The organism is Lysobacter terrae, assembly GCF_054782215.1.
Genome location: NZ_BAAGSX010000010.1, coordinates 221,134 through 240,790 on the forward strand (window position 1 = coordinate 221,134; position 19,657 = coordinate 240,790).

Annotated in this window: 24 protein-coding genes; 18 read left to right on the forward strand and 6 right to left on the reverse strand. The window is 67.1% G+C overall.

Features of this window, described 5'->3' with window-relative positions; translation table 11 throughout:
• Positions 1–31: 31 nt before the first annotated feature.
• From ACYVJ8_RS15950 to ACYVJ8_RS15965, 4 genes are read left to right on the forward strand one after another with little or no spacing between them, the layout of a single operon-like run.
• Positions 32–451 (forward strand): hypothetical protein, encoded by a 420-nt coding sequence (locus tag ACYVJ8_RS15950; protein ID WP_460714196.1) that lies wholly within the window; start codon positions 32–34, stop codon positions 449–451.
• Complete coding sequence (gene purN / locus ACYVJ8_RS15955) at positions 451–1,116, forward strand: phosphoribosylglycinamide formyltransferase (RefSeq protein ID WP_460714198.1); 666 nt, start codon at positions 451–453, stop codon at positions 1,114–1,116. Before ACYVJ8_RS15950 ends, purN begins: the two co-directional genes overlap by 1 nt.
• The gene (locus ACYVJ8_RS15960) at positions 1,113–1,877 is read left to right on the forward strand and encodes a DUF3108 domain-containing protein (RefSeq protein ID WP_460714200.1); all 765 of its coding nucleotides are present in this window, start codon (positions 1,113–1,115) and stop codon (positions 1,875–1,877) included. Before purN ends, ACYVJ8_RS15960 begins: the two co-directional genes overlap by 4 nt.
• 26 nt (positions 1,878–1,903) lie before the next feature.
• Positions 1,904–2,578 (forward strand): DUF3108 domain-containing protein, encoded by a 675-nt coding sequence (locus ACYVJ8_RS15965; RefSeq protein ID WP_460714202.1) that lies wholly within the window; start codon positions 1,904–1,906, stop codon positions 2,576–2,578.
• Between the two features lie 84 nt (positions 2,579–2,662).
• Here ACYVJ8_RS15965 and murA read toward each other — a convergent pair whose 3' ends face one another.
• Positions 2,663–3,940, reverse strand: a complete 1,278-nt coding sequence (gene murA / locus ACYVJ8_RS15970; RefSeq protein ID WP_460714204.1) for a UDP-N-acetylglucosamine 1-carboxyvinyltransferase — start codon at positions 3,938–3,940, stop codon at positions 2,663–2,665.
• Positions 3,940–4,170, reverse strand: a complete 231-nt coding sequence (locus ACYVJ8_RS15975; RefSeq protein WP_460714206.1) for a BolA family protein — start codon at positions 4,168–4,170, stop codon at positions 3,940–3,942. The genes murA and ACYVJ8_RS15975 overlap by 1 nt, the downstream gene beginning before the upstream one ends.
• Positions 4,171–4,287: 117 nt before the next feature.
• Between ACYVJ8_RS15975 and ACYVJ8_RS15980 the strand changes: the two genes are divergently transcribed.
• The 14 genes from ACYVJ8_RS15980 (at position 4,288) to ACYVJ8_RS16045 (ending at position 16,791) form a co-directional block, all read left to right on the forward strand.
• Complete coding sequence (locus tag ACYVJ8_RS15980) at positions 4,288–5,289, forward strand: KpsF/GutQ family sugar-phosphate isomerase (protein WP_460714427.1); 1,002 nt, start codon at positions 4,288–4,290, stop codon at positions 5,287–5,289.
• A gap of 45 nt (positions 5,290–5,334) precedes the next feature.
• Positions 5,335–5,913: a KdsC family phosphatase gene (locus ACYVJ8_RS15985; protein ID WP_460714208.1), complete on the forward strand. Its 579-nt coding sequence runs from the start codon at positions 5,335–5,337 to the stop codon at positions 5,911–5,913.
• Positions 5,910–6,479 carry an LPS export ABC transporter periplasmic protein LptC gene (gene lptC, locus ACYVJ8_RS15990; RefSeq protein ID WP_460714210.1) on the forward strand — a complete coding sequence of 190 codons (570 nt, stop codon included), beginning with the start codon at positions 5,910–5,912 and terminating at the stop codon, positions 6,477–6,479. Before ACYVJ8_RS15985 ends, lptC begins: the two co-directional genes overlap by 4 nt.
• Complete coding sequence (lptA, locus tag ACYVJ8_RS15995) at positions 6,460–7,038, forward strand: lipopolysaccharide transport periplasmic protein LptA (RefSeq protein WP_460714212.1); 579 nt, start codon at positions 6,460–6,462, stop codon at positions 7,036–7,038. Before lptC ends, lptA begins: the two co-directional genes overlap by 20 nt.
• A complete protein-coding gene (gene lptB, locus ACYVJ8_RS16000) occupies positions 7,038–7,757 on the forward strand; it encodes an LPS export ABC transporter ATP-binding protein (RefSeq protein ID WP_460714214.1) in 720 nt (239 codons plus the stop codon). The genes lptA and lptB overlap by 1 nt, the downstream gene beginning before the upstream one ends.
• A 160-nt stretch (positions 7,758–7,917) precedes the next feature.
• On the forward strand, positions 7,918–9,354 hold the full coding sequence (locus tag ACYVJ8_RS16005) for an RNA polymerase factor sigma-54 (RefSeq protein ID WP_460714216.1): 1,437 nt from the start codon (positions 7,918–7,920) through the stop codon (positions 9,352–9,354).
• Between the two features lie 206 nt (positions 9,355–9,560).
• On the forward strand, positions 9,561–9,887 hold the full coding sequence (gene hpf / locus ACYVJ8_RS16010) for a ribosome hibernation-promoting factor, HPF/YfiA family (RefSeq protein WP_460714218.1): 327 nt from the start codon (positions 9,561–9,563) through the stop codon (positions 9,885–9,887).
• Between the two features lie 177 nt (positions 9,888–10,064).
• Positions 10,065–11,015, forward strand: a complete 951-nt coding sequence (hprK, locus tag ACYVJ8_RS16015) for an HPr(Ser) kinase/phosphatase (RefSeq protein WP_460714220.1) — start codon at positions 10,065–10,067, stop codon at positions 11,013–11,015.
• 47 nt (positions 11,016–11,062) lie between these two features.
• On the forward strand, positions 11,063–11,938 hold the full coding sequence (gene rapZ / locus ACYVJ8_RS16020; protein WP_460714222.1) for an RNase adapter RapZ: 876 nt from the start codon (positions 11,063–11,065) through the stop codon (positions 11,936–11,938).
• A gap of 76 nt (positions 11,939–12,014) precedes the next feature.
• A complete protein-coding gene (locus tag ACYVJ8_RS16025; protein WP_460714224.1) occupies positions 12,015–12,407 on the forward strand; it encodes a PTS sugar transporter subunit IIA in 393 nt (130 codons plus the stop codon).
• A gap of 74 nt (positions 12,408–12,481) precedes the next feature.
• Positions 12,482–12,751, forward strand: coding sequence for an HPr family phosphocarrier protein (locus ACYVJ8_RS16030; protein ID WP_460714226.1), 270 nt, complete (start codon positions 12,482–12,484; stop codon positions 12,749–12,751).
• Positions 12,748–14,472 carry a phosphoenolpyruvate--protein phosphotransferase gene (gene ptsP / locus ACYVJ8_RS16035; RefSeq protein ID WP_460714228.1) on the forward strand — a complete coding sequence of 575 codons (1,725 nt, stop codon included), beginning with the start codon at positions 12,748–12,750 and terminating at the stop codon, positions 14,470–14,472. Before ACYVJ8_RS16030 ends, ptsP begins: the two co-directional genes overlap by 4 nt.
• A gap of 133 nt (positions 14,473–14,605) precedes the next feature.
• On the forward strand, positions 14,606–15,967 hold the full coding sequence (gene mgtE / locus ACYVJ8_RS16040) for a magnesium transporter (RefSeq protein ID WP_460714229.1): 1,362 nt from the start codon (positions 14,606–14,608) through the stop codon (positions 15,965–15,967).
• Between the two features lie 11 nt (positions 15,968–15,978).
• Positions 15,979–16,791 carry a carboxylesterase family protein gene (locus tag ACYVJ8_RS16045; RefSeq protein ID WP_460714231.1) on the forward strand — a complete coding sequence of 271 codons (813 nt, stop codon included), beginning with the start codon at positions 15,979–15,981 and terminating at the stop codon, positions 16,789–16,791.
• A gap of 12 nt (positions 16,792–16,803) precedes the next feature.
• Here ACYVJ8_RS16045 and ACYVJ8_RS16050 read toward each other — a convergent pair whose 3' ends face one another.
• From ACYVJ8_RS16050 to ACYVJ8_RS16065, 4 genes are read right to left on the reverse strand one after another with little or no spacing between them, the layout of a single operon-like run.
• On the reverse strand, positions 16,804–17,526 hold the full coding sequence (locus tag ACYVJ8_RS16050; RefSeq protein WP_460714233.1) for a hypothetical protein: 723 nt from the start codon (positions 17,524–17,526) through the stop codon (positions 16,804–16,806).
• Positions 17,527–17,568: 42 nt separating this feature from the next.
• A complete protein-coding gene (locus ACYVJ8_RS16055; RefSeq protein ID WP_460714235.1) occupies positions 17,569–18,474 on the reverse strand; it encodes an aspartate carbamoyltransferase catalytic subunit in 906 nt (301 codons plus the stop codon).
• Positions 18,475–18,508: 34 nt separating this feature from the next.
• The gene (gene ruvX, locus ACYVJ8_RS16060; protein ID WP_460714237.1) at positions 18,509–18,970 is read right to left on the reverse strand and encodes a Holliday junction resolvase RuvX; all 462 of its coding nucleotides are present in this window, start codon (positions 18,968–18,970) and stop codon (positions 18,509–18,511) included.
• Positions 18,967–19,533: a YqgE/AlgH family protein gene (locus tag ACYVJ8_RS16065; RefSeq protein ID WP_460714239.1), complete on the reverse strand. Its 567-nt coding sequence runs from the start codon at positions 19,531–19,533 to the stop codon at positions 18,967–18,969. The genes ruvX and ACYVJ8_RS16065 overlap by 4 nt, the downstream gene beginning before the upstream one ends.
• Positions 19,534–19,657 lie beyond the last annotated feature (124 nt).

The following is a 19,657-nucleotide window of genomic DNA, read 5'->3' on the forward strand; positions in this document are numbered from 1 at the left end:
TCGCCCGCCTTCCACACGCGAGCCGCATGCCTTGAGCGCTACCGAATCGATCTCGCCGCAGGATCGCCAGCATCTCGACCTGCTGGGCATCTTCCATTACGTCGTCGCCGGCCTGGGCGCCTTGTTCTCTCTCTTCCCGGTCATCCACCTCGTCATTGGCCTGGCCATGGTCACCGGCCACATGAATGATCTGCATGCGAAGCCGGGCGAGCCGGATCCGGCCTTGTTCGGCTGGTTTTTCGTCGCATTCGCCGGAGTGTTCATCGCGTGCGGGCTGACCTTCAGCGCCCTGCTCGCCTATGCAGGGCGATGCCTGCGGCAACGACGCCGTTACACGTTCTGCCTGGTGATGGCCGCGATCAGTTGTGCCTTCATGCCGTTCGGCACGGTACTGGGCATATTCACGCTCATCGTGCTTACCAAGCCCGCGGTCAAGCCGTCGTTCGCGTGATGCGGATCGCCGTCCTTGCCTCCGGGCGCGGCAGCAATCTGCTCGCCATCCTCGATGCGATTTCGCGCGGCGCGCTGCAAGCGCAAGTAGTGGGCGTGTTCTCGGACAAGCCGGACGCGCCGGCGCTGGAGCGGGCCCGCCATGCGGGCGTGCCCGCGCAGTCCCTGTCGCCGCGCGGATTCGCCTCGCGCGGCGAGTTCGATGAACATCTGTTCAGCCTGGTCGAAGCAGTTCAGCCCGACATCATCGTGTGTGCCGGATATATGCGCCTGATCAGCGACGCGGCCGTCGCTGCACGAGCCGGACGCATGATCAATATCCATCCTTCGCTGCTGCCCGATTTCAAGGGTTTGCGCACGCACCAGCAGGCGCTGGATGCGGGCGCGCGCGTGCATGGGGCGAGCATCCACTTCGTCACGGCGGAATTGGACGGCGGGCCGGTCATCGCGCAGGCGCGCGTCGCGGTGGAAGCCGGCGACGACGCAAGCCGCCTGGCCGAACGCGTCCTGCAACGCGAGCATCCCTTGCTGGTCGCCACCTTGCAGGCGCTGGCCGCCGGAAGCGTCGCCTTGGTCGGACATCGCGTGCACTTTAATGGTCATCCGCTGGCATCACCCTTGCAGCTGGACATCGACGATCGCCTGGTCGAGGAGCTGGTTGCATGAAGTTCGCCCGTCGTTTTGCCATGGCCGTGATCGGCACGATCGCTTGCCTGGCTGCACCTGCGTACGCGCAGACCACCGCCGTCGTGGCCGGCGCCGCCGGGGCTCGCCCGCTGGAACCGTTCATCGCCCAATACCAGGTGTTCAAGGACGGCCGCGTGCTCGGTGACGCCGTCATGCAGGTGATCAAGAACGACGGCCGCCGCTGGCGCGTCGACCTCAATATCCGCGGCACCGAGGGCCTGGTCGGCCTGGCGGGCATCGCGGCCCAGCAGAGCACGGTGTTCGACATCGCCGCTGGGGGCCAATACCGACCGCTGGCGCAGAGCACCCTGCGCAAGATCGTGTTCACGAAGAAGCAGACCGTGGGCGTCTACGATTGGCGCTCGCACCAGGCGCGCTGGACCGGCGACGTGAAGGAGTCGCGACGCGCGCCGGTGCCGCTGCAGGACGGCGACCAGAGCGGGCTGCTGATCAACCTCGCGGTGGTCCGCGATGCACAGCCCGGTCAATCGATGCATTACCGGTTCGTGGACGACGGCCGCGTTCGCGACCATCGTTACGACGTGTCCACCCAGCTCGAAGATGTCAAAGTCGGTGAATTGGACTACAGCGCAATGAAGGTCGCGCGCGCTCATGGCGGCAACGAGGAAACCGTGATCTGGGTGGTGGACGGAGTCCCCACGCCGGTCCGCATCCTGCAACGCGAGAACGGCGAGGACAAATACGACCTGCGCCTGGTGGAGTACAAGGGAGCGCAATGATGACGATGTTGAAGAAGGTTCTTTCCATGAAGCGACTGCTGGCCGCTGCGATGCTGCTCGTGGCTTCCTCCGTGGCGGTATCGGCCGCCGAGGTGAAGCCCTTCACCGCCGAGTACCAGGCCAACTACATGGGCATCCAGGGCGTGGGCCGCATGGTGCTCGCGCAGGCCGGCGCCAACCGCTGGCGCTATAGCCTGGACATCGGCGGTTCGATGGCCAACCTCAACCAGACCACCGTGTTCGAGGACAGCAACGGGCAATGGCGGCCGATCTCCAACAGCGACAGTTCGGAACTGCTGGTCAAGCACAAGCAGAAGAATGCGACCTACGACTGGTCGCGCGGCGAAGCGCGCTGGAGCGGCGATGTGAAGCCCGACCGCGCCGGCCCGGTGAAACTGCTGAGCGGCGACCTCGACGCGATGCTGATCAACCTCGCCATCGCGCGTGACGTGGCGGCCGGCAAGCCGCTGCGCTATCGCATGGTCGACGATGGCCGCGTGAAGCAGCTGAATTACCAGGTGACCGGCAAGGAAACGATCACCGTAGCCGGCAAGGCGCGGCAGGCGACCAAGGTCACGCGCGTGGACGGCGACAAGCAGGAAATGCTTTGGGTCGTCGACGGCGTGCCCGTGCCGGCGCGCATCCTGCGCCGCAAGAACGGCGAGGACGAGATGGACCTGCGGTTGCAGTCGCTGCACTGACGCGATCTGGCTGTAAACGAAAAGGCCCCGCATTGCGGGGCTTTTTCATTACAGAGGGTTCATTACAGCGGGCAGCGGCCGAACTCAGCTGATGCGGCGGATCTTCGCGCCCAGTCCCGACAGCTTCTCTTCGATGTTCTCGTAGCCGCGATCGAGGTGGTAGATGCGGTCGATGATGGTTTCGCCATCGGCGACGAGCCCCGCGAGGATGAGCGATGCCGATGCGCGCAGATCGGTCGCCATCACCGGCGCGCCGCTGAGCTTGGGCACGCCGCGCACCACCGCCGTGTGGCCGTCGACGCGAATGTCCGCGCCCAGGCGCAGCAGTTCGTTGACGTGCATGAAGCGGTTTTCGAAGATCGTTTCGTTCACCACGCCCACGCCATCGGCGATGCAGTTCATCGCCATGAACTGCGCCTGCATGTCGGTGGGGAACGCCGGATGCGGCGCGGTGGTGAGGTTGACCGCCTTCGGACGACGCCCACCCATGTCGAGGGTGATGCGGTCGCCGTCGACGCTGATGTTCGCGCCGGCTTCGGTCAGCTTGTCGAGCACCGCGTCGAGCGTATCCGGACGCGTCTTGCGCGCGACCACGCGGCCGCCGGTCATGGCGCCGGCCACCAGGAAGGTGCCGGTTTCGATGCGGTCGGCGACGACCGAATGCTTGCCGCCGTGCAGGCGCTCCACGCCTTCGATCACGATCTTGCCGGTGCCGGCGCCTTCGATCTTCGCGCCCATGGCCTTGAGGCATTCGGCCAGGTCGACGATTTCGGGCTCCATCGCCGCGTTCTCGAGCACGGTCGTGCCCTGCGCGAGCGTCGCCGCCATCAGCACGTTCTCGGTCGCGCCGACACTCACCATTTCGAACACGTGGCGCGCGCCCTTCAGGCGCCTCGCGGTGGCCTTGATGAAGCCATGGTCGACGTTGATCTCGGCGCCCAGCGCCTGCAGGCCCTTGATATGCAGGTCGACCGGACGCGAGCCGATCGCGCAGCCGCCCGGCAGCGAGACTTCCGCATCGCCGTACTTGGCCAGCAGCGGGCCGAGCACCAGCACCGACGCACGCATGGTCTTGACCAGCTCGTACGGAGCGACATGGCTGTTGACGCTGCGCGGATCGACGATCACGCCGCTCTCGCTGCCGCGGCCGATGGTGCCCTGGTCGATGGTGATGCCCGCGCCCAGGCCGGCCAGCAGCTTGGCCGTGGTCACCACATCGTGCAGGTGCGGGACGTTGCTGATCTCGACCGGCTCGTCCGCCAGCAGCGTGGCGCACAGGATCGGCAGGACCGCGTTCTTGGCACCGGAGATCTGGACCTCGCCGTTCAGCGGCTGGCCGCCTTCCACCACGATCTTGTCCATCAGGCGGCCTCGTCCGGCGTGACCGTCTTCAGGGCCAGGGCGTGGATCTCGCCGCCCATGCGCTCGCCGAGGGTCGCGTAGACCAGGCGGTGGCGGGCCAGCGGCAGCTTGCCGCGGAAGGCTTCGGCCACGACGGTGGCTTCGAAGTGGACGCCGTCGTCGCCGCGCACGTCGGCGCGGGCGCCGGGGAGGCCCTGTTCGATGAGTTGGCGAATGGTGTCTGCGTTCAAGTCGATGTGTTCCGGCTGTGCGGGGGCGGCCGGGCGGGCATCGCACGGCGCTTTGCGCATAAAATGAACGGATTAGCCTAACGGAAAGCCCCCCGGCCATAAATGGCAACGTCCGAGATGGCGACCTCGCCCACCCCCACCCCCCACACGAACGCCGAGCTGGCCGCAAGCGGCCGCCGGGTATTCGCCGTCGAAGCCGAGGCCCTGGCCGCCGTCGCCGCCCGCCTGGACGGCGATTTCTCCGATGCCTGCCGGCTGATGCTGGAGACCCACGGCCGCGTGGTCTGCACCGGCATGGGCAAGTCCGGCCATGTCGCCCGCAAGATCGCGGCGACGCTGGCTTCGACCGGCACGCCGGCCTTCTACGTGCATCCGGGTGAAGCCGCCCACGGCGACCTGGGCATGATCACCGACGCCGACGTGGTGCTGGCCCTGTCCTACTCCGGCGAAAGCGACGAGATCCTGCTGCTGCTGCCGGTCCTGCGCCGCCAGGGCAACAAGCTGATCGCCATGACCGGCCGCGCCAACTCGTCCATGGCCCGCGAAGCCGATGTGCATCTCGACGTCAGCGTGCCGGCCGAAGCCTGCCCGCTCGCGCTTGCGCCGACCTCCAGCACCACCGCGTCGCTGGCGATGGGCGATGCCCTCGCCGTGGCTTTGCTCGAAGCACGCGGCTTCACCGCCAACGATTTCGCCCGCTCGCACCCGGCCGGAGCGCTGGGCCGACGCCTGCTGCTGCACATCGCCGACGTGATGCACGCCGGCGATGACGTGCCGCGGGTGCACGCCGACGCGACCTTGAGCGAAGCGCTGGTCGAAATGAGCCGCAAGCGCCTGGGCATGACCGCCATCGTCGATGCCGAAGGCCGGCTGCTCGGACTGTTCACCGACGGCGACCTGCGCCGCGCGCTCGACGACCGCAGTGTCGACGTGCGCGGCACGCGCATCGCCGACGTGATGACGCGCTCGCCCAAGACGATCGGTTCCGATGCGCTCGCGGTCGAAGCGGCGCAGCTGATGGAAGCGCACAAGATCGGCGGCCTGCTGGTGATCGATGCCGATCGCCGCGTGGTCGGCGCCCTCAATATTCATGACCTGTTGCGGGCCCGGGTGGTCTAAGGGCGACTCGCCCTTCGCCTCTGGCCCCAATTCGCCACACAGCCGATGCCCTACAGCCATCTCAACGACTATCCAGCCGACATCCGCAACCGCGCCGCGCGCGTGCGCCTTGCGTGTTTCGACGTCGACGGCACGCTGACTGACGGACGCCTGTTCTTCGACAGCGAGGGCGTCGAGTTGAAGGCCTTCCACGTGCACGACGGCCAGGGCCTGGTGCTGCTGCGCAAGACCGGCATCGCCGTGGCCTTTGTGACCGCGCGCCCCAGCGCCATCGCCGAGCAGCGCGCGGCGGAACTCGGACTGGAAGCGCACACCGGCGTGAAGGACAAGCTCGCCTGCGTGAACGGCATCGCCGCACGCCTGGGCGTATCGCTGGATGAAGTCGCCTTCATGGGCGACGACCTGCCCGATCTGCGCGTGATGTCGCAGGTGGGCTTCTCCGCCGCGCCCGCCGATGCGCACCACTGGGTGCGCGAGCGCGTGCATTGGCGCACCTCGGCGCTTGCCGGCCACGGCGCGGCGCGCGAGTTCTGCGACCTGCTCCTGGCCGCACAGGGCAAGGCCGAAGCCTTGCTGGCCGAGGTCACGCGCCTGGAAGGCGAACGCATCGAGGGCAAGGCATGAACTGGCGCGCGATCGTCACCATGCTGCTGCTCATTGGTGCGCTGGTGAGCGGCTGGTCGGTGTGGACCCAGCACAAGAAGGAGATCGCGCCCGTCGGCACCGCGGTGCGTTCGGACTACCTGCTGATCGATTTCGAACTGACGGCGCTGAATGCGCAGGGCAAGGAGTCGTTCACGCTGCGCGCGCCCACGCTCGCGCGCGACCCGCAGCAGAAGACGTTGGACATCGCCACGCCGCTGTTCCTGATCCCGCCCGGCGAAGGCGTCGGCAACGACGCCTGGCAAGTGCGCGCGAAGACCGGCTGGGTCAGCGCGGAAGGCGACGAGTTGCGCCTGCGCGGCGATGTGCACGGCGTCAGTTCCGGCCTGACCGGACCGCCCGCGACACTGGAAACGCGCGAACTGAATGTCTTCCCCGACGCACGCCGCGCCGACTCGCCTGGCACGGTCGTGGTCACCCGGCCGGGTTCTATACTCAGCGGCCGCGGCCTGCAGCTGGATCTGGCCAGCAAGCGTTACTCGTTCAAATCCGAGGTCCATCACCGCTATGTCCCGACCCCTCGCTAAGCCCCTCGCCGCGCTATTGAGCGCGTGCGCCCTGCTCCTGTTGTCGCCGGGCGTGTGGGCCAGGTCGTCGGATCGCAGCCAGCCGATGGACATCGAAGCCGGCTCCACCAGCGGCTCCCTAGACGACCGGCAGCCGACCGTGCTGTCCAACGGCGTCACCATCAACCAGGGCTCGCTGCAGATCGAGGCGTCCACCGCGACGATTACCACGCGCGGCGGCGACCCGGTCCGCGCCGTGCTCACCGGCGGACCGGTCAAGCTGCAGCAGCAGCTCGACGACGGCACGCCCATGAACGCCACGGCCGGCAAGGTCGATTACGACCTGACCACCGAAATCGTGATCTTCACCGAGAAGGTGAACATCCAGCAGCCCCGCGGCAGCCTGTCCGGTCCGCGCGTGGTCTACAACATGAAGACCGGAGCGGTGAACAGCAGTTCCGACAGCAGCGGCCGCGTGAAGATGACCATCCAGCCGCGTCAGGCCGCGCCTGCACCCGCCAAGCCTGCGCCCGCCAAGCCCGCGCCGGTCAAACCCGCCCCGAAGAAGGGGACGAACTGATGCTGGCGGCCAAGGGCCTGCGCAAGGCCTACCGTTCCCGGGAAGTCGTCCGCGATTTCGCCCTCACCCTGGATGCCGGCGAAGTCGTCGGCCTGCTCGGCCCCAACGGCGCCGGCAAGACCACGTGCTTCTACATGATCGTCGGGCTGGTGCCGGCCGACTCCGGCCAGATCGTCCTCGACGGCAAGGACATCACCGGCGAACCGATGTACGCGCGCGCCAAGCACGGCGTCGGCTACCTGCCGCAGGAGCCGTCGGTGTTCCGCAAGCTCAGCGTCGCCGACAACATCCGCCTGGTGCTCGAGCTACGCGATGACCTGGACAGAAGCGGCATCGACAAAGAACTCGCCAGCCTCCTGGACGAACTGCAGATCGGGCACGTCGCCGACCAGATCGGCGCGAGCCTGTCCGGCGGCGAGCGCCGTCGCGTGGAGATCGCCCGCGCACTGGCCGCGAAGCCGCGCCTGATGCTGCTCGACGAACCCTTCGCCGGCGTTGACCCGATTTCGGTCGGCGAGATCCAGCGCATCGTTCGCCATCTCAAGAACCGCGGCATCGGCGTACTCATCACCGATCACAACGTCCGCGAAACCCTCGGTATCTGCGACCGGGCCTACATCCTCAACGAAGGTGCGGTGTTGGCGCAGGGTTCGCCCGACGCGCTGCTGTCGAATCCCGACGTGCGTCGCGTGTATCTGGGCGATACGTTCCGTCTGTAACGATTGCGTGCGCAATCACCGATGTGATCCCGGTTCCGGAACGCCGGATCCGGGCTCTCCGTACTGAACAGGCGGCATCGACGCCCCGCGCGTGGGCGTGCATGATGGGATCGCTTCTTGGACCGGCCGTCGGTCCTACCGGTTTACGTTTGAATTCCTGATGAAGCCCCGCTTACAGGCCACGCTAGGACAGCAGTTGGTGATGACCCCGCAATTGCGGCAGGCCATCCGGCTGCTGCAGTTGTCCGCGGCCGAACTGGAAGTGGAAATCGCCGAAGCGGTCGAGAGCAATCCGCTGCTCGACTGGAACGAAACGAGCACCGCCACCAACGGCGACGGCGCCCAGGCCGAAGGAACGTCGGACGGAGGTAAGCACGACGACGGCCACGAAACCGAAACACTGGCGCCCGGCGAGATGGACTGGGGCCCCGGCGACGGCGAGGCCTGGTACGAGCGCACCGGCCCGGCCGACGCCGACGACGAAACACCCGCCGCGGAGCAGGTCGCCGAAGGCGAGACACTGCAGGATCATCTGCTGTGGCAACTGCACCTCAGCCCACTGTCGGCGCGCGACCGGATGATCGCGGTCGCGCTCATCGAGGCGATCGAAGACGACGGCTACCTGCGCGAATCGCTCGACACCATCGCGGAAACGCTGGATGCGGATGTCCAGGCGCAGCAGGAAGAAATCCTGACCGTGCTGCATCAGGTGCAACGTTTCGATCCCGTCGGCGTGGGTGCGCGCGCCCTCGGTGAATGCCTGCGCCTGCAGCTTTCCACGCTGCCCGACGACACGCCGGGCAAGGCGCTTGCGCACCAGTTGGCGAACGGACCGCTCGAACGCCTGCCCAAAGTGGGCGCCGCCGGCATCGCCCACGAATTGAAGCTCGACGTGCACCTGGTCGAAACCGCGGTGCAGTTGCTGCGTTCGCTCGATCCCAAGCCGGGCCTGCAAGTCGGCGGCATCGGCAACGACACCTACGTGGCGCCCGACGTGGTGATCTGGCGCCAGCACGGCCTGTGGCGCGTAGCCCTGGCCGAAAGCATGCGTCCGCGCATCAGCATCCATCGCGGCTACGAGCGCATGATCCGGCATGCGAACGCCTCGGACGCGCATTATCTGCGCGGCCATCTGCAGGAAGCGCGCTGGCTGCTCAAGAGTCTGGAAGCGCGCGGCGAAACCCTGCTCAAGGTGATGCGGTGCCTGCTGCAGCAACAAGCCGCGTTCCTCGAATTCGGCGACAGCGCATTGCGTCCGTTGACGCTGCGCGAAGTGGCCGCGGAAATCGGCCTGCACGAATCCACCGTCTCGCGCGCGGTCGCGCGCAAGTACGCACGCACGCCGCGCGGCACGATTCCGCTGCGCTCCTTCTTTGCTTCCGGCATCGAAACCGGCACCGGCGGCGAGGCCTCCAGCACGGCCATCCAGGCCATGATCCGCCAGCTGATCGACGCCGAGAATCCGCGCAAGCCGCTGTCCGACGCGCGCCTGGCCGAAACGCTGAAGGCCACCGGCGTACCGGTCGCCCGACGAACGGTCGCCAAGTACCGCGAGGCGATGAGCATCCCTTCCTCGCAGGATCGCGTGCGGATTTGAGAGTTTTCCCATACCGCTTTCACAGTTCGGGCCGCCATTCGTCGGGCGCGCCACGAAACGCTTGAACCCGCATTTCAGCGTGCTTATGTTGGCGGGATAACGAAATTCTTCGGCCTCCTTGGCCCACTCCTTACGTCGCATTGCCATTCGCGCGAAACAGGCGTTGAATGGGGTCATCCGTAGCCAGCGACGTCAGGAGGTCAAGCATGCGTATCGAAACCCATGGCCAGCAGATCGAAGTCACCAGCGCGCTGCGAGACTACGTCGAAACCAAACTTTCGCGACTGAAGCGCCATTTCGACCAGCCCTTCGACGTGCGCACTCAGCTGAGCCTGGACAAGCCCTCGCACAAGGCCGAAGCCACCGTGACCGTATCCGGCCGCGTCCTGCATGCCGACGCAGCCGCGATCGATATGTACGCAGCGATCGACTTGCTCGCCGACAAGCTCGATCGCTTGCTGATGAAGCACAAGGAGAAGATCGTCGACCATCATCGCGGCGAAAGCCTCGCCCGCAACGGCGATTACGCATAACCATCGCCTGGAGCGATCCGGCTTGGCGTCAAGGACGCGCCGTCGCTTCACCCGCTTGGATGCCATGACACCACGACGGGGACGGACCGAGAGGTTCCGTCCCCGTTTGCTGTCTGCACTCCGCAGGCGCCGCCGCGTTCCGGCTACCATTCGCCCGGAGCCCCGGCGGAGCACGGCATGAACCTGAGCATCAGCGCAGCGCAGCTTTTCGAACAGCAACGCGACAAGCTGGGCCTGCGCTGGCTCGCCGGCGAACGCGTGGGCGGCCAGCGCGTGCTCGAAGCGGTGGATACCGTCGCGCGCCGTCCCTCGCTGGCGGGCTACCTCAACATCATCTATCCCAACAAGGTGCAGATCCTCGGCAGCGAGGAACTGGCCTGGCTCGACGCGCTCGACTCGCGCCTGCGCTGGGACACGATCGTGAAGATGATCGACTTCAAGCCACTGGCCCTGGTCATCAGCAAGAACCAGGCCTGTCCGGAAGACCTGCGCCGCCTCGCCGAAGAAAGCGACACGCCGCTGTGGGTTTCGCCACGACGCGGCCACGAGCTGTTCAACCATCTGCAATACCACCTCGCCCGCAAGCTCGCGCCGCGCATCACGCTGCATGGGGTCTTCATGGAGATCTATTCCATCGGCGTGCTGATCACCGGCGAGTCCGGCGCCGGCAAGAGCGAACTCGCCTTGGAACTGGTGACCCGCGGGCATCGCCTCGTCGCGGACGACGCGCCCGAATTCACCCAGATCGCGCCCGACGTGCTCGACGGCACCTGCCCCGACCTGCTCCAGGACCTGCTCGAGGTGCGCGGCCTGGGCGTGCTCAACGTGCGGCAGATGTTCGGCGACACGTCGGTGAAGAAGAACAAGTACCTGCGCCTGATCGTGCACCTGACCAAGCCGGCGCTGGAGCCGCAGCCCGGCGGAATGGAACGCCTGACGGGCGACCTGGGTTCGCGTCGCGTACTCGACCTTGACGTACCGATGATCACCCTGCCGGTGATGCCGGGCCGCAACCTGGCCGTGCTGACCGAAGCCGCGACGCGCACCCACATCCTTCGCGCCAAGGGCGTGGATCCGGCCGCGGCGTTCATGGCGCGCCACAGCCATTTCCTCGAACGCGCCGAATAAGCCGCGCGACTCCACTCACTCTTCTATTCGCCTCGCGAGCACACACCGTGACCAGCTCGAACGCCCCCGTCCTCATCATCGTCAGCGGCATGTCCGGCTCCGGCAAGTCGGTGGCGCTCAACACGCTCGAGGACCTGGACTTCTATTGCGTCGACAATCTGCCGGCGGAGCTGCTGCCGCAGTTCGTGCAGAGCGTGACCGGCGAAAGCAACGCGCCGCCCAAGCTCGCGGTCGGCATCGACGTGCGCAATCGCCGCGATCTCGCCAACCTGCCCGAGTGGCTGTCCGCGGTCGGTTCGCTCGGACTCGATCCGAAGCTGGTGTTCTTCGACGCCAGCGACGAGGTCCTGCTCAAGCGCTATGCGGACACGCGCCGCCGACATCCGTTGAGCACACTCGGCTTGCCGCTGGTCGACGCCATTTCGCTCGAACGCCAGGTGCTGCGCCCGCTGCGGCAGATCGCCGACGCGATCGTGGATACCAGCGAAATGAACGTCCACAAGCTGCGTCGCCACGTCATTACCGAGTTCGGCATCGGCGGCGATGCGAGCGTGTCGTTGCTGTTCGAGTCGTTCGCGTACCGGCGCGGCGTGCCCAGCGATGCGGATTTCGTCCTCGACGCGCGGGCGCTGCCCAATCCGCATTGGGACCCGGTGCTGCGTCCGCTCTCCGGCCGCGATGCCGGCGTGCGCGATTACCTCGAAGCGGATCCGGACGTGGCCCTGTTCGTCCGCCAGGTGTCCGACTTCCTCGACACCTGGCTGCCGAAGCTGAAGTCCGAAGGCTCGCGCAGCTACATCACGGTCGCCTTCGGCTGCACCGGCGGCCGGCATCGTTCGGTCTATCTGGCCGAGCGCCTCGCCGAGCACGCGCGCCAGAGCGGGTGGGGGGAAGTGGCGGTGCACCACCGCGAGCTGGACTGAGTACCTCCCTGCCCTGCAACAAAGCCGTCCATCCGGACGCTTCCGGACCGTAACCCGGCTCTGTTAAGTTGCAGGCATGTCCGTCGGCATCCTGCTCATCACCCACGAAGGTATCGGCTCGGCCATCCTGGCGGTGGCCACCCGGCTGCTGCGCACGCTGCCGCTGCGGACCGAGGTGCTCGAAGTGCCGTTCGACGGCGACCCCGACGCCCTGCTCCCGCTCGCCAGCGCCGCACTACGGCGCGTTGACGGTGGCCAGGGCGTACTGGTGCTGACCGACCTGTACGGCGCGACGCCCAGCAACCTGGCGGCCAAGGTCGCCCGGCTGGGGACGCCCGTACGCCGCGTCTCGGCGCTGAGCCTGCCCATGCTGCTGCGGGTGATGAACTACGCCGAGCAGGACCTGGACGAGCTGCCTGCCGTCGCCGCCGCCGGTGCGCGCAATGGCGTGATCATCGACGAGGCATGAGGACGGCGCCGGCGGAAGGACAGGGCAAACAACTAATCGGATGAAGCACGTACCACTGGATGAGGCCTGAGACGATGATCGAACGCGAACTCACCGTCAGCAATCGCCTGGGCCTGCACGCACGCGCCACCGCCAAGCTCGTGCAATTGCTGTCGGCCTATCGCAGTACCACCACGCTCATGGCCAAGGGCCGCGAGGTCAACGCCAAGAGCATCATGGGCGTCATGCTGCTTGCCGCCGGGCAAGGCACGCAGGTCAAGCTGCGCTGCGAAGGCGAGGACGAGGCCGCCACCGTCGAAGCGGTGTGCGCACTGTTCGAGCGCCGCTTCGACGAGGACGCATGAGGCAGGAATTCAAGGGCCTGGGCGCATCGCGCGGTAGCGCGCTCGGCCGCGCCCGCGTCCGCCTTCCGCACGCGCTGGAAGTCGCCGAAGAGCACATTCCGCAGTCGCAGGTCGAATCGGAGCGCGCGCGCCTGCAGCGCGCGATCGATACCGTCCGTGTCGAAATGCACGCGCTGCGCCAACGCCTGCACGGTGCGCTGGCGCACGAGATCGGCGAGTTCCTCGATCTGCACGCGCTGCTGCTGGACGACCCGGAACTGCTGCAGGGCCTGGACACGCTGATCCGCACCGGTCGCTACACCGCCGACTACGCCCTGCGCCTGCAGCGCGATCGCATCGCCGCCGTCTTCGCCGGCATGGACGATCCGTACCTGCGCAGCCGCATCGACGACATCGACCAGGTGGTCGGCCGCATCCACGCCGCGCTGCATAGCCGCGACAACGGCACCGAAGGCGTGGCCGGCGAAATCCTCATCACCGACAACGTTGCCCCGGCCGAGCTGGCGCAACTGCAGGCCCAGGGTGTCGTCGCCATCATCACCGCCGTCGGCAGCGCGCTTTCGCACAGCGCGATCCTCGCGCGCAGCCTGCACCTGCCCTTGGTCGTCGGCGTCCCCGGCGCGCTGCTGAAGATCAACGACGGCGATGCGCTGGTGGTCGACGGCGGCAGCGGCCTGGTGATCGTCGAACCCGGCCCGCAGGACCTGCGCGCGCATCGCACGCGCGAACGCGAATACATCCGCGAACGCAAGGAACTGCACCGCCTGCGGCGCGAACCCACGCGCACCGTCGATGGCGTCGACATCAATCTCTACGCCAACGCCGAGTCCCGCGAAGACGTAGCCGAAGCACATGCGCTGGGCGCGACCGGCATCGGCCTGTATCGCACCGAGTTCCTGTTCCTGCAGCGCCAGGAGCTGCCGGACGAAGAAGAACAGTTCCGCGCGTACCGCGACGTCGTGCTTGGCATGAGCGGGCGTCCGGTGACCATCCGCACGCTCGACCTCGGCGCCGACAAGGCCGACCGCACCGGGCTGGCGCTGCGCGACGAGCCCAATCCGGCGCTGGGCCTGCGCGGCGTGCGGCTCTCGCTTGCGCGCATGTCACTGCTGGAGACGCAATTGCGGGCGCTGCTGCGCGCCTCCGGCTACGGCCCGCTGCGGATTCTCGTGCCGATGGTGACCTCGCGCGAGGAGATCCGCGAAGTCCGTTCCCAGCTCAAGCGCATCGCGCGCGAACTGCGCACCCAGGGGCACGAGATCGCCGATCACGTTCCGCTGGGCGCGATGATCGAAGTGCCGGCTGCGGCGCTCGCCCTGCCCGGCTTCATCGGCAGCGTCGACTTCCTGTCCATCGGCACCAACGACCTGGTGCAGTACCTGCTCGCCGTCGACCGCAACAACGATGCCCTGGCCGGCCTCTACACACCGCTGCATCCGGCGGTGCTACGGCTGTTGCGCGACGTGATCCGGCTGGCCCGGCTGCGTCACAAGCCGATCGCGGTGTGCGGCGAAATGGCCGGCGATCCGCTCTACGCCCCATTGCTGCTGGCGCTGGGCCTCACCGAGTTCAGCCTGCATCCGAACACGCTGCTGGAGGTGCGCCGCGTCATCCGCGGTTCGGACCTGACCGCGCTGCGCGGGCGATTGCCCCTGTTGATGCGAGCGCGCGACCGTTCCGGCATCGAGGCCTGGGTCGAATCGCATCGCCTGTCCGCGTGACGAGGCAGCGCTGCGGACAATTTGCCGCCTTGGGGTGGGCAGCGTCGGGCCGCGCCGTCATAATGGCGCCATGAAGCTCTGACCAGCACCCCTGTCGCGCCCTCGTGGCCCGACCTCGCCATTGGAAGTCCGCATGGCCGAAGCCGTCCGCCACGACAAGACCGCGCGCCAGCTGCGTCTGCTATCGGATGCGCTCGACTCCGGGCGTCTGGGTCCTGTGCGCCGCCTGGTCAACACGCTGTCGCCGGCCGAGATCGGCAATCTGCTGGAATCGCTGCCGCCGGCGAAGCGCACGGTCGTGTGGGGACTGGTCGATGCGGAAGACGACGGCGAGGTGCTGGTCCACGTCGGCGAAGACGTGCGCGAGAGCCTGCTGGCGGAAATGGACCCGGACGAAATCGTCGCCGCGGTCGAAGACCTCGACATCGACGACCTGGCCGACCTGGTCGAAGACCTGCCGGACACCGTCATCGACGAAGTGCTCAAGTCGATGGACCGCGAGAACCGCGAGCGCCTGGAACAGGTGCTGTCCTACGACGAGGACACCGCGGGCCGTTTGATGAACCCCGACGTGGTGACGGTGCGCGCCGACACCACCGTCGACGTCGTGCTGCGTTACCTGCGCCTGCGCGGCGAGCTGCCGGAACACACCGACCATCTGTACATGGTCAGCCGCCGCCACCAGTACCTCGGCCGCATCGCACTGCAGTCGCTGCTCACGCACGAGCCGAACACGCCGATCAACCAACTGGTCGACGACGAACAGCCCGCGATCGGCGTGGAAGAATCCGCCGACGAAGTCGCGCGCCAGTTCTCCGACCACGACTGGATTTCCGCGCCCGTCGTCGACGACGCCAACATCCTGCTGGGTCGCATCACCATCGACGACGTGGTCGACATCATCCGCGAGCAGGCCGAGCACCAGGCCCTCGGCGCGGCCGGCTTGAACGAGGACGAAGACCTGTTCTCGCCGGTGCCGCGCGCGACCAAGCGCCGCCTGGTGTGGCTGGGCATCAACCTGGGCACCGCGTTCCTCGCCGCGTCCGTGGTCGGACTGTTCCAGGGCACGATCGCGCACATCGTCGCCCTGGCGGTGTTGATGCCCATCGTCGCCGGCATGGGCGGCAATGCCGGCACGCAGGTGCTGGCACTGTGCGTGCGCGGACTCGCCCTGGGGCAACTCGGCGCGACCAACGTGCAAGAGCTGATCTGGAAGGAGATCCGCGTCGCTCTGCTCAATGGCCTGGCGCTGGGTCTGGTTCTGGGCATCATCGTGTTCCTCTGGTTCCGCGAGTGGCCGCTGGCCGCGGTGATCGCAAGCGCGCTCACCATCAATCTGCTCATGGCCGCACTGGCCGGCGTGCTCGTGCCGGTGACGCTCAAGCGCATGGGCTTCGATCCCGCGCTCGCCGGCGGCGTCATCCTGACCACGGTGACCGACGTCATGGGCTTCCTGAGCTTCCTGGGCCTGGCGACACTGATCCTCCTGCATTGAGGAATGCCTGCATGCGCGTGCTTCGTGCCCTCTTCGCCACTTGCCTGATCGCGCTGACCGGCGCGTGCGCGACGCCGATATCGGAACCCGTCATGGGAACATTCGTTGAGCGCGAACTCGTCTTCCAGGGCACCGCGCATCGCTATCAGGTGTTCGTCCCCTCGACTTCCGCCGCGGGCCGCACCCCTCCGGTGATCCTGTTCCTGCACGGCACGGGCGAACGCGGCAGCGACGGCGAAAAGCCAGTCCGCGTCGGCCTGGGCCCGCACGTGCTCGCGCACCGCGCCGATTTCCCAGCGATCGTGGTATTTCCCCAGGCCCCGGACGATCGCGACTGGAACGGCGACACCGCCACGATGGCGCTCGCCATGCTCGATCGCGCGACGGACGAATTCCATGGCGACCGCGATCGCGTCTACCTGACCGGCCTGTCGATGGGCGGCTACGGCACGTGGGAGTTGGCCTTGCGCGAACCGCACCGCTTCGCCGCGCTCGTGCCGATCTGCGGCGCACTACTGCCGCCGCGCGAAGAACGCACGACCTTGTTCGTCACACCGCTTGCGGGTTCCGCCGATCCCTATGGGACGCTGGCGAAGGCGTTGCATCACATCCCGATGTGGATCTTCCACGGCGCGAAGGACGACCTCGTACCGCCCGACGACGATCGCCGCACCTATGCGGCGCTGAAAGCGGCGGGTGGTGACGTGCGTTACACAGAATTCCCCGACGCCAACCACAACGCTTGGGACCCGACATACGCGACTTCCGAACTGTGGCCTTGGCTGTTTGCGCAGCGTCGTTCGCAACCAGACGCAAAGCAGTAGTTCGAACCGGCTTTACGATTGCTTGCGCCCTACGCAACCATTTATGGTCATCGTGTAAGGGATATACAGCAGCAGCTCGCCGGCGGAAACGCGCTGCCACTCGATGCGGCTGTTGAGCCCGCCCAACTCGACCGTGCACTGCAAGCCCAACGATTGCATGACCTGCGTCGTATCCTGAGATATCGCTGTGATCAGGTCATAGCGGTAGCGCTCCGGCTTACCCATGCCCAAAGCAGTCTCGCCGACCACCTGGACCTCAGTGCGTCCAACCGTTGCCGCTTCACGCAAAAATTTCTGCATGGCGGCCCCGATGGCATCGGCCTGCTTGGGGTCGGCCCCCAGATCCGCACGCAACTGCAGAGTGACGCCGCTCGTATCAGCACGCTTGGTGTTTTCTTCGAGGGCGACCCGATAATTGCCGCGGTCCAGCGTCACGCGGTAGGCATCGCCGAACAGCACGCCGTAGCGACTGCCTGCTGCGGAAATGAGCTTGGCGATCGTCTCGTGCAGCTCGCGCGTGCGTCCCGCCTTGTCGCGCGTGTCGCTTTCGAGCCGGAATTCCTGCAACAAATAGTCGCCCGGTTTGGTGATCGCGATTGCGGGGGTTTCGAGCAGGTCGCGATAGCTGATCCGCGATCCGGTCACTTCGATCCGATCCAAGGCGGCCGCTTGTTCCTGTGCCGTAACTGGCAGCGATGCGGCCAACAACATCATGCCGATCAAGACGTGCTTCATTTCCCCTCCCCTAGTAAAAGACAAATCCGATGTCCTGGGCAGTTAGCCTGCCAGCAACGCCTCCAACACCGCCATCCGCACATTCACCCCATTGGCGACCTGGCGCAGGATCAGCGACTGCGGTCCGTCGGCCACTTCGTCGGTGATCTCCACGCCGCGGTTCATCGGACCCGGATGCATGACGACGGCGTCGGGCGCCGCATGGCGCAAACGCGATGCGGTGAGGCCGTAGTCGCGATGGTAATCGTCCAGCGATGCGATCAGACCGTCCTCCATGCGCTCGCGTTGGATGCGCAGCATCATCACGGCGTCGACGCCTTCCAAGGCCGCGTCGAAATCCTGCGTGACCGTGCAGCCTTGCAGAGTGCCGTCGTCCGGCAGCAGGGAAGCAGGTCCGCACACGCGAATCTCCCCAGCGCCCAGCGCGCGCAGCGCGTGCAGATCCGAGCGCGCCACGCGCGAGTGCTTCACGTCGCCGACGATGAGGAACTTGCGCTGGGAGAAGTCGCGCCCTTTCGCCTGCCTCAGAGTCAGCATGTCCAGCAGCCCCTGGGTCGGATGCGCGCTGCGGCCGTCGCCCGCGTTGAGCAGCGCGACGCCCGGCTTCGCCGCTTCGGCGAGTGCGGCCACGGCGCCGTCCACCTTGTGGCGGACGACGAAGCCGCGCACGCCCATCGCCTCGATCGTGCGGAACGTATCCAGGTCGGTTTCGCCCTTGGTCGTCGACGAGGTCGAGGCGTCGAAGCTCAGCACGTGCGCGCCGAGCCGCTGCGCCGCAAGCTGGAAGCTCAGGCGCGTGCGCGTCGAGGGTTCGAAGAACAAGGTGCACACCGCCACGCCACGCAGTGCGTCGGCTGCCTGTGCGCCCTCGGCGAAGGCCTGGGCGCGATCCAGCAGGGCTTCCAGTTCGGCGCGCGGCAGCTTGTCCAGCGTCAGCAGATGCTTCATCGGTGCACTTGGGAATTAAGAAAGGGATACGCCGTCAGCCGGCGGAAATCTCGACAGCATCCTGCGGCGCCGCCAGCCAGCGTTCGACGATGACCGCAGCGGCCACGGCGTCCAGCGCTTCGGCGTCGCGGCGCCGCTTGCGGCCTTCGGAGCGTTCGCCGGCGAAGCGTTGTGCAGCCTCGATCGAACTGGCGCGCTCGTCCACCAGCACGGTCGGCAAGCGGAAGCGCGCGACCAGCTCGCGGGCAAAACGGTGCGCGCGCACGCGCGCCGGCTGATCGCCGCCATCGAGCGTCATCGGGTCGCCGACGACGAAACCGTCGGGGCGCCATTCGCGGCACAGCCGTTCGATCGAAGGCCAGTCCGGACCGTGCGCGTGCACATCGATCACCGCCAGTGCGCGTGCGCTGGAACCGAACGCACTGCCGACGGCGACACCGATCCGACGTGCGCCGACGTCGAAGCCGAGCACGGTACCGTCGCTGCGGATGCTCATGCGTGCCCGGCGTAATCGGCCAGGTGCGCGAAGTCGACGCCGATGCGTCCGGCCGCGGCGACCCAGCGCGCTTCCAGTGGAAGGGCGAACAGCAGCTCCGCATCCGCGGGCGCCGTCAGCCAGTCGTTCTCGGTGAGCTCGTGCTCGAGCTGGCCCGAACCCCAACCGGCGCAACCCAGGGCGACGATCGCGTTCTGCGGACCTTCGCCGCGCGCCATCGCTTCGAGGATGTCGCGCGAGGTGGTGAGGAACAACGAGTCGGCGATCGCGAGCGTGGAATCCCAGCGCGGGCCGCCGTCGTGGAGGACGAAGCCGCGTTCGGGATGCACCGGTCCACCGGCCAGCACCGGTTGCGCGCGCAGCGAGTCGGTGCCGCCTTCGACGCCCATCTGTCCCAGCACTTCGCCCAGCGTGTACTCGGAGCGGCGATTGACCACGATACCCATCGCGCCATCGTCGTCGTGCTGGCAGATCAGCGCGACGCTGCGCGAGAAATTGGTTTCAGCCAGCGCCGGCAATGCAATCAGCAACTGGTTGGTGAGGGGCTCAGGCATCACGGGCATGGGAGGCATTCTAGCGCGCGGGCCGGGACGTGCCAGTTGACAGTGGCGTGTCGACGTCGCGACGGCTGCCGGCGTTATGGTCGCAAGGCGTAGGATGGCGGCTTCCCGACCATACGCACCTACC